This is a genomic window from Dolomitihabitans soli (assembly GCF_022213955.1).
Taxonomy (GTDB): Bacteria; Actinomycetota; Actinomycetes; order Streptosporangiales; family Streptosporangiaceae; genus Streptosporangium_A; species Streptosporangium_A soli.
The window spans coordinates 689,612-702,866 of the sequence record NZ_JAKNTW010000001.1; the positions used below are offsets into that span (position 1 = coordinate 689,612).

15 protein-coding genes are annotated in these 13,255 nt (G+C 71.1%); 11 read left to right on the forward strand and 4 right to left on the reverse strand.

The window, feature by feature from the left end; translation table 11 throughout:
* The 6 genes from MBA17_RS03125 to MBA17_RS03150 are packed head-to-tail and all read left to right on the forward strand — an operon-like array spanning position 1 to position 4,967.
* Positions 1 to 438 (forward strand): SRPBCC family protein, encoded by a 438-nt coding sequence (locus MBA17_RS03125; protein WP_238494676.1) that lies wholly within the window; start codon positions 1 to 3, stop codon positions 436 to 438.
* Entirely contained in the window at positions 435 to 1,610 is a 1,176-nt protein-coding gene (locus MBA17_RS03130) for an ArsA family ATPase (RefSeq protein ID WP_238494677.1), read from the forward strand. The genes MBA17_RS03125 and MBA17_RS03130 overlap by 4 nt, the downstream gene beginning before the upstream one ends.
* Positions 1,603 to 2,064, forward strand: a complete 462-nt coding sequence (locus tag MBA17_RS03135; protein WP_238494678.1) for a DUF5304 domain-containing protein — start codon at positions 1,603 to 1,605, stop codon at positions 2,062 to 2,064. The genes MBA17_RS03130 and MBA17_RS03135 overlap by 8 nt, the downstream gene beginning before the upstream one ends.
* 24 nt (positions 2,065 to 2,088) lie before the next feature.
* Positions 2,089 to 3,033: an ROK family glucokinase gene (locus tag MBA17_RS03140; RefSeq protein WP_238494679.1), complete on the forward strand. Its 945-nt coding sequence runs from the start codon at positions 2,089 to 2,091 to the stop codon at positions 3,031 to 3,033.
* Between the two features lie 34 nt (positions 3,034 to 3,067).
* Positions 3,068 to 3,760, forward strand: coding sequence for an endonuclease/exonuclease/phosphatase family protein (locus tag MBA17_RS03145; RefSeq protein ID WP_238494680.1), 693 nt, complete (start codon positions 3,068 to 3,070; stop codon positions 3,758 to 3,760).
* Positions 3,761 to 3,809: 49 nt separating this feature from the next.
* The gene (locus MBA17_RS03150; protein WP_238494681.1) at positions 3,810 to 4,967 is read left to right on the forward strand and encodes a hypothetical protein; all 1,158 of its coding nucleotides are present in this window, start codon (positions 3,810 to 3,812) and stop codon (positions 4,965 to 4,967) included.
* Positions 4,968 to 5,061: 94 nt separating this feature from the next.
* Here the strand turns inward: MBA17_RS03150 and MBA17_RS03155 are convergent, their stop codons facing one another.
* Both MBA17_RS03155 and MBA17_RS03160 read right to left on the reverse strand, forming a co-directional pair.
* Complete coding sequence (locus MBA17_RS03155) at positions 5,062 to 5,538, reverse strand: hypothetical protein (RefSeq protein WP_238494682.1); 477 nt, start codon at positions 5,536 to 5,538, stop codon at positions 5,062 to 5,064.
* A 63-nt stretch (positions 5,539 to 5,601) separates the two neighbouring features.
* Positions 5,602 to 6,366 carry an alpha/beta hydrolase gene (locus MBA17_RS03160; protein WP_238494683.1) on the reverse strand — a complete coding sequence of 255 codons (765 nt, stop codon included), beginning with the start codon at positions 6,364 to 6,366 and terminating at the stop codon, positions 5,602 to 5,604.
* Positions 6,367 to 6,514: 148 nt separating this feature from the next.
* On the opposite strand from MBA17_RS03160, the gene MBA17_RS03165 reads away from it, so the two are divergent.
* Complete coding sequence (locus tag MBA17_RS03165) at positions 6,515 to 7,219, forward strand: lysophospholipid acyltransferase family protein (RefSeq protein ID WP_238494684.1); 705 nt, start codon at positions 6,515 to 6,517, stop codon at positions 7,217 to 7,219.
* A gap of 3 nt (positions 7,220 to 7,222) precedes the next feature.
* Here the strand turns inward: MBA17_RS03165 and MBA17_RS03170 are convergent, their stop codons facing one another.
* Both MBA17_RS03170 and MBA17_RS03175 read right to left on the reverse strand, forming a co-directional pair.
* Positions 7,223 to 8,176 carry a Gfo/Idh/MocA family protein gene (locus tag MBA17_RS03170; RefSeq protein ID WP_238494685.1) on the reverse strand — a complete coding sequence of 318 codons (954 nt, stop codon included), beginning with the start codon at positions 8,174 to 8,176 and terminating at the stop codon, positions 7,223 to 7,225.
* A gap of 13 nt (positions 8,177 to 8,189) precedes the next feature.
* A complete protein-coding gene (locus MBA17_RS03175; protein ID WP_238494686.1) occupies positions 8,190 to 9,203 on the reverse strand; it encodes a LacI family DNA-binding transcriptional regulator in 1,014 nt (337 codons plus the stop codon).
* 231 nt (positions 9,204 to 9,434) lie between these two features.
* Here MBA17_RS03175 and MBA17_RS03180 point away from each other — a divergent pair, with 231 nt between their 5' ends.
* The 4 genes from MBA17_RS03180 to MBA17_RS03195 are packed head-to-tail and all read left to right on the forward strand — an operon-like array spanning position 9,435 to position 13,165.
* A complete protein-coding gene (locus tag MBA17_RS03180; protein ID WP_238494687.1) occupies positions 9,435 to 10,736 on the forward strand; it encodes an ABC transporter substrate-binding protein in 1,302 nt (433 codons plus the stop codon).
* A gap of 7 nt (positions 10,737 to 10,743) precedes the next feature.
* On the forward strand, positions 10,744 to 11,703 hold the full coding sequence (locus MBA17_RS03185) for a carbohydrate ABC transporter permease (RefSeq protein WP_238494688.1): 960 nt from the start codon (positions 10,744 to 10,746) through the stop codon (positions 11,701 to 11,703).
* Positions 11,700 to 12,584: a carbohydrate ABC transporter permease gene (locus MBA17_RS03190; protein ID WP_238494689.1), complete on the forward strand. Its 885-nt coding sequence runs from the start codon at positions 11,700 to 11,702 to the stop codon at positions 12,582 to 12,584. The genes MBA17_RS03185 and MBA17_RS03190 overlap by 4 nt, the downstream gene beginning before the upstream one ends.
* 2 nt (positions 12,585 to 12,586) lie before the next feature.
* Positions 12,587 to 13,165 (forward strand): hypothetical protein, encoded by a 579-nt coding sequence (locus MBA17_RS03195; RefSeq protein ID WP_238494690.1) that lies wholly within the window; start codon positions 12,587 to 12,589, stop codon positions 13,163 to 13,165.
* Positions 13,166 to 13,255: the final 90 nt, after the last annotated feature.

The following is a 13,255-nucleotide window of genomic DNA, read 5'->3' on the forward strand; positions in this document are numbered from 1 at the left end:
ATGGCTGACCGCACCACCTCCAGCATCACGATCGGCGCCGGCCGGTCGACCGTCATGGCGGTGATCGCCGACTTCGCCGCCTACCCTGAGTGGGCGGGCCAGGTGAAGTCGGCCGAGACACTCTCCACCGGCGCGGACGGCAGGCCCGCCACCGTCAGATTCGTGCTGGACGCGGGCGTGATCAGCGACGAGTACGTCCTGGGTTACGACTGGCACGACGACGAGTCCGTCGGCTGGCGGGTCGTCGAGGCGGGCAAGATGGTCTCCGGGCTCACCGGCGGCTACCGGCTGGCCGAGACCGCCGCCGGCACCGAGGTGACCTACGAGCTGACCGTCGACCTGAGCGTCCCGATGATCGGGATGATCAAGCGCAAGGCCGAGAAGGTCATCGTGGACACCGCCCTGAAGGGGCTGAAGAAGCGCGTCGAGGCGGCATGAGCGAGCCGCGCGTCCTGCTGTTCACCGGCAAGGGCGGGGTCGGCAAGACCACCGCGGCCGCCGCGACGGCGGTGCTGGCCGCCCGCACCGGGCACAAGACGCTGGTCGTCTCCACCGACACCGCGCACTCGCTCGCCGACGCGCTCGCCGTCGCCCCCGCGGCCGAGCCCACCGAGGCCGCCCCCGGCCTCTACCTGCTTCAGATCGACACCCAGAAGGCGCTGGAACGGCAATGGGGGGAGCTGCGGGAATACGTCCGCGGCTTCTTCAGGGAGCTCGGCCTCGACGAGATCACCTCCGAGGAGATCACCGTGCTGCCCGGCGCCGAGGAGCTGCTGGCGCTGCTGGAGCTGCGCGAGCAGGCGAAGACCGGCCGCTGGGACGTCATCGTCGTCGACTGCGCCCCCACCGCCGAGACGCTGCGGCTGCTCGCCCTGCCCGAGGCGCTCGACTGGCACGTCAGCCGCCTGCTGCCGATCGGCCGCCGGCTCCTCAAGGCGATCTCGCCGGTGATCAGGCACGTCGCGAAGGTGAGCACCCCCGGCGACGACGTGGTCGGCGCGGGCGAGCGGCTGCACCGCGGCCTGCTGGAGGTCCGCGAACTGCTCACCGGCGACCACGCCTCGGTGCGCCTGGTGTTCACCCCCGAGGCCGTGGTCCTCGCCGAGGCCCGCCGCACCCTCACCTCCCTCAGCCTGTACGGCTACCGCGTCGACGCGGCCGTCGCGAACCGGGTCTTCCCCGCCGGCGGCGCGGACCCGTGGCGGCGCAGATGGGTCGAGGCCCAGGCGGAGCACCTCGCCGAGGCCGAGCACTCGTTCGCGCCGCTGCCCATCCACGTGGTGCCCTACCTCGACACGGAGCCGGTCGGCGTGGAGGCGCTCGCCGTCGTCGGCCAGGCCATGTACGGCGCGGCCGACCCGTTCGCCCCGCCGCCGGAGACCCGCCCGCTGACCATCACCGACGACCACGAACTGATCCTCGCCTTGCCGTTCGCCGACCGCGCGGACGTCGATCTGGCCAGGAAGGGCGACGAACTGATCATCACCGCCGGGCCGTACCGCCGCGTCCTGGCGCTCCCCGCCGCCCTCGCGCGCCGTACGGTCAAGGAGGCGGCGCTCCACGAGGGCCGTCTCCGGGTACGGTTCGAGTCGGGAGGGTCCGATGACTGAGAACAACGGAAACGAAGCGAGAGCCGAGTGGGAGCGCGCCCGCGAGCGTGAGCGCGCCCAGGAGCGCGACCCGCTGGGGTCGGTCGCCGACGAGGCGGCGAAGCTGTTCGACACCTTGCAGAACCGCGCCGCCAGAGAGGTGCGCCGCGGCCTGATCAAGGGCACGACGGCCGGCCTCGGCCAGGCGTTCGGCGGCGGCGGCGGGCGCAAGGAGCGCGACGTGTGGGAGGAGGCGGTCGCCGACCACCACGACGAGTACGTCTGCCGCGCCTGCCCGGTGTGCCGGGTGATCGCCGCGCGGCGCGAGGCGGGCGGTGTCGGCGACCATCTGGCGGCGGCCGGCGGTGAGCTGTTCGCGGCGTTCCGCCAGGCGGTCGACGTGGTGACGCGGCCGGCCCCGCCCCGCAGGCCCCGGGAGGACAACCCGGACGTGGAACACATCGACCTGGGCTGACGCCCGGATGGAAAGGTTGGGGAGATGGCGCTGACCATCGGTGTTGACATCGGCGGCACGAAGGTGGCCGCGGGAGTCGTGGACGACGAGGGCCACGTCGTCGAGCACACGTTGCGCCCGACCCCGGCAGACAGCCCGGACCAGGTGGCCCAGACCATCGGCGACGTGGTCAAGGAGCTGTCACAGGGCCGCGAGATCGAGGCGGTCGGGCTGGGCGCGGCCGGGTTCGTCGACGAGACGCGTTCGATCGTGCGCTTCGCGCCCAACCTCGCCTGGCGGGAGGAGCCACTGCAGCGGAAGGTCGCCGCCCTGGTCGGCCTGCCCGTCGTGGTGGAGAACGACGCGAACGCGATGGCCTGGGGCGAGGCCAGGTTCGGCGCCGGGCGCGGCGAGAGCCACGTCGTGTGCGTGACCGTCGGCACCGGCATCGGCGGCGGCATCGTGCTGGACGGCGGCCTCTACCGCGGCAGGTGGGGGATGGGCGCCGAGCTCGGGCACATGCAGGTGGTGCCGGAGGGCCGGCTGTGCGGGTGCGGCAAGCACGGCTGCTGGGAGCAGTACGCGAGCGGCAACGCGCTGGTCGCCAAGGCCCGCGAGATCGCCACCGCCGACCCGGCCAGGGCCAGGGTGATGCTGGAGCTGGCCGGCGGTGAGCCGGGCGACATCGAGGGCGAAGAGATCACCGAGGCGGCGCGGGCGGGCGACGAGGCGGCGCTCGCGGCCTTCGCGAGCGTGGCCAGCTGGCTCGGGCAGGGCATGGCCGACCTCGCGGCCGTCCTCGACCCCGGCTGCTTCATCCTCGGCGGCGGCGTGTCCAGGGCCGCCGACCTGTTCGTCGACGCGACCCGGGTGGCCTTCTCGCGTGCGCTGACCGGCGGAGGGCACCGTCCCCCCGCCGAGATCCGGCTCGCCGAGCTGGGCGCCTCGGCCGGTCTGGTGGGCGCCGCGGACCTGGCCCGCCACCGCTGAGGCCGATGCCCGCCGCCAGCGCCATGACGATCCCGTGACGATCAGGGTCGCGACGTACAACGTGCGTTCGATGTACGACGACGTGCCTGCGCTGACCAGGGTCATCAGGGCGCTGCGGGCCGACGTGCTGTGCCTCCAGGAGGCGCCGAGGCGCTCCTTCTGGCGGCGCAGGCGCGGCGGGCTCGCTCTGGCCACCGGGATGACCGTCGCGGCCGGGCGGCGGCGCGGCGGCATGGCCGTGTTCACCGGGCCCGGCGTGCGGATCCTGCACGCCGAGCACCACCTGCTGAGCTTCGACCCCGGGCTGGAGCGCCGGGCGACGGCGCTGGCCGTGGTGGAGGCCGGCGGCCTGCGGCTCGCGGTGGCCTCGGTCCACCTGGACCTGAACGCGGCCGCCAGGGTCCGGCACGCCGCGGAGGCCGTCGCCCTGCTCGAGGCGGCCGCGGCGCGGTACGGCGCGGCGATCGTGCTGGCGGGCGACATCAACGAGCGTGCCGACGGGGACGCCTTTCGCCACCTCTCGGACCGGCTCACCGACTGCTACGCGTCCGCGCCGCGGGGCGACGGGCTGACCTTCTCCGCCCGCCGGCCGGGAGCCAGGATCGACGCCGTCTTCGCAGGTCACGGGGTGAGCGTGGAGTCGTGCGGCGGAGCCGACGCCGACCCCGCCGACCTGGCCGCCGCCACCGACCACCTGCCGGTGGTGGCGGAGCTCGGGGCGAGCTGAACGGGGGTTCGTGTCCTCCGCCGCTGGATGGTACCCGTACGATTTGGCTATGACCACCCGCCGCTCTGTGCGGCGTGCGCTGGCGGTGTGCTCGGGGGCCGCGCTCATCGCCGGACCGATCGTCCACGACACATCGGCCGCGCACGCGCACGCCGATCCGACGCGCCCGCCCGCCGTGGCCGAGGCCTGGCAGCAGTCCGCCAGCGTCCGCCTGCAGGGCGACGGCTCGCTGTCCGACGTCGCCGGGCTGTCGGGCACCGACGTCTGGGCGGTCGGCCAGCAGAACATCTGGGACGCCTGGGAGAACCGAGGCGCCATCGCCCACTGGGACGGCCGGGCCTGGACCGAGGTGGGCATCCGCAACGACGACACCGGAGCCGGGCACCTGCGCTCGATCGCCGCCGCGTCCCCGACCGAGCTGTGGACCGTGGGAGCCGCCCACGACGGCCTCCCCTACGTGGCGCACGGCGACGGCGCCGCCTTCGACCGGGTGGGCGTGGACCAGTTGCGGTCCGGCGACTGGCTGGGCGGGGTGGCCGCGGTCCCGGGCAAGGTCGTCGCGGTCGGCAGCCGCGACCGGCGCCCGCTGGTCGTCAACCGCACGGGCGGGGTCTGGCAGGTCGCGCCGACCCGCGGCGAGGGCACCCTGTACGGCGTGTCGCTCTCGGCCAAGGGCGAGGGCTGGGCCGTCGGCGACGGCGAGGGCGAGCCGCTGATCATGCGGTCGTCCGGCGGCTCCTGGAAGTCCGTGAACATCCCCGACATCCCCGGCGGCTACCTGCGCGACGTCCACCTCGACGGGCCGAAGCAGGCGCTGGCGATCGGCGGGGTCTACCGCGGCGGGGGCAAGGTCGCGCCGCTGGCGCTGTCCTGGAACGGCAAGCGCTGGACGCGGCTCAGGCTGCCCGACGCCGACGCCAGCCTGTACGGCGTGACCGGCGACGGCAAGGGCAGGTTCTGGATCTCCGGGTTCGATCCGGGCAGGCCGGGACAGGCCTTCGTGCTCTACGACGACGACAGGTCGAGCATGAGGATCATCCGGGGCGAGACGGCCGCCACGTCGCGCACGATGCGCCTGCAGGCCCTGAGCTACCTGCCGGGAACCTCCGCCGTCTGGGCCGTCGGCCACGTGGTCGGCGCCGGCGACACCTACCGGGACGTCGTGGAGAGGTTCGGCCCGAAGGGCACGAAGACCACCTCCTCGTAGCCCACCGCGAGATCGCGCGCCCGAGGTTCGGGCGGGCAGGACGCCGGAGGGCGTCGAGCGGGCCGGAGCGGCGGCACGCAGAGCTGGAGCGAGGCTAGATCACTGCGCCGTCGTCCCAGCCGGAGTCGCCGCCGGACCCGTCGCCCATCCGCACCACCAGGGCCACGAACCCGCCGATGAAGGCGGCGACCGCGGCGAACAGCGCCCAGCCGCGCATCTCCCAGCCGAGCACCGCGGCGAGCAGGAGGTAGGCGGGGCCGCCGAAGAGCGCGACCCAGGCGATCTTGGTCGCCGGGTCGGTCCTGGGCAGTGGCGGGGGCGGCGGCGGCACGTAGTGGCCCTCGTCGTCCTGAGCCTTCTGCTCGTCCTCGGGCGTGTCGTCCGGCACGGCGTCGAAATCCTGCGTCGTCTGCTCGGGCTCGTCGGGCTGCCCGAGCGCCCGGCGCGCCGGATCGCCGGGCAGGTTCTCACTGTCCGGCCACGGCTGGCGGTCCGAGGTGTGCTCGGCCGGCTCGTTGAATGAGGCGACGATCTGCCGCCAGACCTCGTCCTCGTCGCTTTGGGGTGTCACTACCTGGGCCTGTCACTCATCGCCCGCTGCCTTCCTCCCGAGACCGCGCACCCCCGTCGGCGATCAGTCCCTATGTAAGGGTACCGATGCGTGCGTACTGATGAACTCCAGGCTCCCCGTGAAGATCCGATCAGCGTCGTTGTCGAGGGTCGCGACATGATAACTGTCTCGCAGTTCGACGACGGTGAGGTTGCCTCCGGTGAGTCGTTCACGCAGGATCCTGACGCTCGTGGGTTTGACGACGTGGTCGTCCGGGCTGTGGAAGACGAGCAACGGCTGGGTGACGTCGTCGAGGTGCTCCTGCACCCGTGCCCACAGCCGGGGCAGCGTGGCCGCCGCCTTGACCGGGGTCCGGGTGTAGGCGAGCTCGGTGGCGCCCTTCTTCTTGATGTCGCCGGCCACCCCGGGCACGGAGTTGATCAGCAGCTTGAGCACCGGGGCGAGCCTCAGCAGCGGCACGTCGATCGTGATGGACGGATTGACCACCAGCACGCCCCGCACCGCCGCACCGTGGACCTGGGCGAGGCGCAGTGCCATGCACCCGCCCAGGGACAAGCCTGCCACGAAGACCTCGGCGCAGCGCCCGCGCAGGTCGGCCAGGGCCTTGTCCAGCTCCGCGTACCAGTCCTCCCAGCGGGTGCGGGCCATCTCCTGCCAGGTCGTGCCGTGGCCGGGCAACCTGGGGAGCGACACCGTCAGGCCCGCGCCCGCGAGATGCTCGGCCCAGGGGCGGAGCGACTGCGGCGTACCGGTGAAGCCGTGACACAACAAGACACCGACCGGGCCTCCCTCATGACGGTACGGCTCGGCGCCGGGCAGCACAGGCATCGGGCTCCTCCCAGAGCGGTTCGCCTGATCGTCGCATGACAAATGCTGATTTGGGAGGGGGTCTTGGGTCGGAAGTGTGGGCGCGTGGACCGGAAGGTGGGAAGATGGTCTCTGTCCCCCGAGGCCGACGGCGGAGAAGAGGTGCCACGTGTTCTACTGGGTGGTCAAAGCCATCTTGGCGCCCCTGCTGCACCTGATCTTCCGCCCGTGGGCCGAGGGCGCGGAGAACGTGCCGAAGGAAGGCCCGGTCATTCTGGCCGGCAACCATCTCTCCTTCGCCGACCACTTCTTCGGCGCCCTCTTCCTGCCTCGCAAGGTCATCTCGCTCGGCAAGGCCGAATATTTCACGGGCAGGGGCCTGAAGGGCTACTTCAGCAGACTCTTCTTCTCCGGCGTGGGCACCGTGCCGATCGACAGGTCGGGCGGCAAGGCCAGCGAGGCGGCCCTGAGCACCGGCATGCGCGTGCTCAAGGAGGGCCACGTGCTCGGCATCTACCCCGAGGGCACCCGTTCGCCCGACGGCCGGCTCTACAAGGGCAAGACCGGCGTCGCCAGGCTGGCGCTGGAGTCGCGGGTGCCGGTGGTCCCGTGGGCGATGGTGAGCACCTTCGAGATGATGCCTCCGGGGCGGTTGCTGCCCAAACTCGGCATCCGGCCCGGGGTGCGGTTCGGCAAGCCGCTCGACTTCTCCCGCTACTACGGCATGGAGGAGGACCGGTTGGTCCTCCGGGCGGTCACCGACGAGATCATGTACGCGCTGATGGAGCTCGCCGGTCAGGAGTACGTCGACAAGTACGCCGCGAGCGCCAAGGTCGAGACGGCCCGCGCGGCCAAGAAGGCGAAGGCCGACTAGCGGTCAGCCGATCGCCAGCCGGGCCCGTTCGATCAGGCGCATCATGGCCAGGCTGTCGGCCAGCGGCATCACCGTGCTCTCGGTCGCGCCGGCCGCCAGGCGGTCACGGACCTCCCTGATCTCGCCCACGTAGCCGTTGTCGGACGGGTCCACGGTGATCTCCTCGATGTTCCCCCCGCCGTGCAGCACCATCCGGCGGGTGGCGAAGAAGGGCCCGTCCAGCTCCGCCCGCAGCTTCGTGCCGACCACCGTCGCGGTGTTGGCCAGCGGGCTGACCAGCGAGGTGTCGAGCAGCGCCCGCGCTCCGTCCGGGTAGCCCAGCAGCAACCCCGCCTCGGCGTCCACGCCCGACGCGGCCTGCGCGCCGGTCACGGCCATCGTCTCCGGCTCGCCGAGCAGGAGCTGCGCCAGGGCGAGCGGGTAGATGCCCAGGTCGAGCAGGGCGCCGCCGCCGAGCGACGGGTTCCACAGACGGTGCGCGGGGTCGTAGGGGAGGGAGAAGCCGAAGGAGGCCGTCACCGAGCGGATCGTGCCGAAGGCGCCGTCCAGCACGAGCGCGTGCAGTCGCCGTACGAGCGGGTTGAAGCGCATCCACATGGCTTCCATCAGGAACACGCCCGAGTCCTGGGCGAGTTTCACCATGCGCTCGGCGTCGGCGACGGTGGCGGTCAGCGGCTTCTCGCAGAGGACCGCCCGCCCGGCGGCGATGGCCAGCTCGGTGACCTGCAGATGGTGGGAATGCGGCGTGGCCACGAAGACGGCGTCCACCTCGGGGTCCCGCACCAGTTCGGCGTAGGAGCCGTAGGAGCGTGGCGCGCCCAGGTCCTCGGCGAGGCGCCGGGCGCGGCCGGCGTCACGTGAGCCGACCGCCGCCACCCGCATGCCGGGCTCGGCCGCGATGACCTGGCCGACAACACGCGCGATTCCCCCGGTGGCCGCAATACCCCACGAAAACAATAAATTTCCCCTCTTAGGTGGAACTGGTGGACTCGCGAATGACCAGTTCCGGCTGGAACATGATCTGCTGATGGGCGTGGGTGTCCGGATTGTCGCACTCGTCGAGCAGCAACTCGGTGGCCACCTGCCCCAGACGGTGGGTCGGCTGCCGGACCGAGCTGAGCGTGACCGCGGAAGCCGAGGCGAAGTCGATGTCGTCGTAGCCGATCAGCGCCACGTCGGCGGGCACGCGGACGCCCGCGTGCATCAGGCCGCGCAGCACTCCCAGGGCCAGCAGGTCGTTGGCGCAGAAGACGCCGTCGGGGAGCGGCCCCTGGGCGAGCAGCTTCTCGGCCGCCTGCTGGCCGTGACGGGCGGTCATCGCCGTCATCGAGATCTCCTGGAGCGCGGTGGCGGGTGTACGGCCGGCCGCGAGCAGCGCCCGTTCGGCCCCCTGCCTGCGCTCCAGGCACTGCCGGATCGTGGTGGGCCCGGTGACGTAGGCGATGCGCCGGGCGCCGCCCTCCAGCAGGTGGGTCACCGCCATCGCGCCTCCGGTGACGTCGTTGACCGCGACGGAGCACTGGTCGGCGCGGGCGGCGGGGTGGTCCACGAAGACCACGCAGATGCCGCGCTCCTTCAGCCGGTCGATCCTGCTCAGGTCTTCGTCGGACGGCGTGATGAGCACGCCCCGCACCCGCTGCTCGGCGAAGACGAGCAGGTTGCGCTCCTCCTTGAGCCGGTCGCCCGAGGAGTTGCCGAGGATCACCGCGTAGCCGCGCTCGCTCGCGACGTCCTCGACCCCGGTGGCCACGTCGGTGAAGAACGGGTTGCCGATGTCGATGACCGACAGCCCGATCGTACGGCTGTGCCCGGCGCGCAGGCTGGAGGCCGATCCGTGCCGGACGAACCCCAGCTCCCTGATGGCCCGCTCGACCCGGGAACGGGTGGAGGTGGCGACCTTCTCGGGGCGGTTGAGCACGTTGGAGACGGTGCCGGGCGAGACACCCGCGCGAGCCGCCACGTCTTTGATGCTCACCGAGCTCATGGACGTTGATTAAAACGTAACAAGCCCGCTGACGCCAGTTGGCTTCAGGTCTTGCGCCGATGACAGGCAAACGTTTTAATCCCCCCTAAAAGTAACCGTAACAAATGATCGCCCGATCGATGGCGTTCAGTGAAGCGCTTCGACAGCTGATTTCGATGAATCGGCGCGGTTTGCCGACACGTGGGTTCCGGCACCGGGAAAGCGCTTACCGCATATCTGAGGAGTGAGGACATGAAACACATCAAGGGCCGGGCTCGCCTGGCCGCCGCACTGTGCGCGGGGCTGCTCGTCACGCTCGCCGGCTGCGGCGTGGGCGGTGGCGGCGGGGAAGCCGCGACGGAGAAGACCAAGATCAGGTTCTCCTGGTGGGGCAACCCGGAACGGGCGGAACTCACCCAGAAGGCGATCGACCTGTTCGAGAAGAAGAACCCGGGGATCGAGATCCAGCCGGACTTCGCCGAGTTCGAGGCCTACTGGCAGAAGATGGCCACGGAGATGGCAGGCGGCGGCGGCCCCGACGTCCTGCAGATGGACTACTCCTACCTCAAGCAGTACGCGAGCCGTAACCTCATCCTCGACCTCGGCGGGCAGGCGAGCAAGGGCGCCCTCACCCTGACGGGCTTCAGGCAGGGGCTCGCCGACACCGGGAAGATCGACGGGAAACAGGTCGCCGTCCCGTGGTCGGGCAACACCTTCGCCATGCTCTACCGCCCCGACATCTTCGCCGAGGCCAAGGTGGACCTGCCGAAGAAGGGCTGGAGCTGGACGGAGTTCCACGCGACGATCGAGAAGCTGAGCAAGGCCGCGGTGGTCAAGGACATGAAGGGGGCCGGTGACTACACCGGCGTCTACCACCTCATGGACCTCTGGCTGCGCCAGCAGGGCAAGTCCTTCTACACGCCGGACGGCAAGCTCGGGTTCGGCAAGGAGGAACTGCGCACCTGGTTCACCCAGACCAAGCAGTTCCGCGACGACGAGTTGCTGCTCAGCGCGCAGCGGGCCGCGCAGCTCGACCCCAAGCCCGCCCTGAGCGCCGACGCCGTCGCGATGGAGCCCAACTGGGACAACTTCATCGGCCGTTATGTCGGCGAGGCGCCCGACGCGGAGTTCGCCATCGGGCCCGTCCCGTCGCTGAAGCCCGACACCGCCGGGCTGTATCTCAAGCCCTCGATGCTGCTCAGCGTGTCGACGCGGTCCCAGCAGCCCGACGCGGCGGCGAAGCTCGTCAACTTCATGGTCAGCGATCCCGAGGCGGCCAAGATCCTGGGCACCAACCGCGGCATCCCGGCCACCGAGGCCGCGCTCGCGGCCCTCGAACTCAACGACGTCGACCAGATGATCGTCGACTACGAGAAGAGCGTGGCGGACCTGATGCAGCCCGCGCCGCCCCCGCCGCCCGCCGGCGCGGGCACCATCGAGCAGGCGATGCGCGACATCTCCGAGGAGCTCAACTTCAAGCGGTTGACGGTCGACCAGGCGGTCGACAGATTCTTCACCGAGGCCGAGCAGGCGATCGCCGCCGGCACCGACTAGGCGCGTCATGACCCAGACGACGCTGACGAAGGGGCCCGCGCGCCGTGGCGCGGGCCCCCGGCGGGCGGTGGCCGGGCCGGCCCCCGGGCGGAGCGACGCCCGGGCGGGATACCTCTTCCTGTCCCCGTGGATCATCGGGATGGCGGTCCTCACGCTCGGCCCGATGCTCGCCTCGCTGTATCTCTCCTTCACCAACTACAACCTGTTCAACACGCCGGACTGGATCGGCCTGGAGAACTACCGCAAGATGTTCGCCGACGACCAGTTCCACCAGACCGTCTCGGTGACCCTCCGCTACGTCCTGCTGGCCACCCCGTTGAAGCTCGGGGCGGCGCTCGCCGTCGCCATCTGGCTCACCCAGAGCCGCAGGGCGATGGGGCTCTACCGCACCGCGTTCTACGCTCCCTCGCTCCTCGGGGCGAGTGTCGCGATGGCCATCGTGTGGCGGGCGCTGTTCGCGGACGACGGCGTGCAGGACCAGCTCACCAGCTCGGTCGGGCTGGGCATCGGCGGCTGGGTCGGCAATCCCGACTACTCGCTGCTGATGCTGGTGCTGCTGGCCGTCTGGCAGTTCGGCGCGCCGATGGTCATCTTCCTGGCCGGCCTCCAGCAGGTGCCCAGGGAGCTGTACGAGGCGGCCGAGGTGGACGGCGCCGGACGGTGGCGCAGGTTCGTCTCGGTGACCCTGCCGATGATCTCGCCGGTGATCTTCTTCAACCTGCTGCTGGAGACCGTCCACGCCTTCCAGGTGTTCACCTCCGCCTACGTCATCAGCGGCGGCGACGGCGGGCCGGCGGGATCGACGCTCTTCTACACGCTGCACCTGTACCAGCGCGCGTTCTCCGACTACCGGATGGGATACGCCTCCGCGATGGCCTGGGTGCTGCTGATCGTGGTGGGCCTGGTGACGGCGCTGCTCTTCCGCACCTCGCGGGCCTGGGTGCACTACGCGGGGGGATCACGATGAACCGCACCACCACACGCGGGGGGATCGCGGCGAACCGCACCGCCGGACGCGGCGGGGCGCGGTCGATCGCCTGGCACGCGGGGTCCCTGCTGATGCTGGGCGTGGTCCTGTATCCGCTGGTCTGGCTGGTCGGCGGGTCGCTGAAGCCGTCGAGCGAGATCGTGGGCAGCACGGACCTGATCCCGGCGAGCCCGGTCTTCGACAACTACCTCTCGGCCGCCGAGGGGATCGCCAGGGTCCCGGCCTGGGCGTTCTTCGTCAACTCGCTGATCATCTCGACGCTGACCGTGGTCGGTGTGATCTGCTCCTGCTCGCTGGCCGCCTACGCCTTCGCCCGGCTGCGCTTCAGGGGCCGGGGCGTGATGTTCGTCATGATGATCGCGACCCTGCTGCTGCCGTTCCACGTCATGCTGATCCCGCAGTACATCATCTTCAACAACCTCGGGCTGGTGAACACCTACGTCCCGCTCATCCTGCCGAAGTTCCTCGCCGTGGACGCCTTCTTCGTCTTCCTCTTCGTGCAGTTCATGCGGGGCATCCCGAGCGAGCTGGACGACGCCGCGAAGATCGACGGCGCCGGGCACGGGCGGATCTTCTGGAACGTCCTGATGCCGCTCGCCCGGCCCGCGATCATCACGGCCTCGATCTTCGCGTTCATCTGGAGCTGGAACGACTTCCTCGGCCCGCTCGTGTACATCAACACCCCGGGGAACTACCCCCTCCCGCTGGCGCTCCGGCTCTACATCGACCAGGAGGCGAACTCCGACTACGGGGCGATGATCGCCATGTCGTTGCTCTCGCTGGTGCCCGTCGTGCTGTTCTTCCTCGCCTTCCAGCGCTATCTGGTGCAGGGGATGGCCACCTCGGGACTGAAGGGGTGACCATGAGCTCCACGACCGAACGCCCGGCCGACACCGGCCGCTTCGCCCTCTTCGCGGAGTGCGCCATCACCGGCGTCTGGTTCACCGTGGCCGCGCTGCCCCTGGTGACGGCCCTGCCCGCGTTCGCCGCGAGCTGCGCCCACCTGCGCAAATTCCTGTACGGCTACCGCACCGGGCTGCCCGGGTTCGTGGCCGACCTCAAGGAGGCGTGCAAGGGATCGTGGCGGGTGAGCCTGGCCGGCTGGGCGGCGCTGGCCGTACTCGCCGGAGACGTCGTGATCGCGCGGTCGGGGCTGCCCGGCGGGCCGGTGGTGGCGGTGCTCACCGGGGCGGCCGGACTCGCGGTGATCGTCGTGGGCCTGCGCGCGGCGGCGGCCTGGACGGCGGGCGAGTCGTGGGCGGCGCTGGCCGGCCGGGCCGCCGCCCAGGCCAGGGCCGATCTCGCCGGATCGGCTCTGCTGGTGGGCGGCGTGGTCGTGGTGGCCGTCGTCACCTGGCAGTTGCCGCCTCTTTTCGTGCCCGCCGCGGGCTGTCTGGCGGGCGCCGCGCTCGCCGTACAGCTGAGGGGGCGGGACGGCTGAGAGCGCGGTTGGCCGGCGCGGTGATATCCGTGGTGTAACGCATCGGAAACGCCCCATTGACACCTCCTCGGAAGCTGGCTTAGCTTCCTG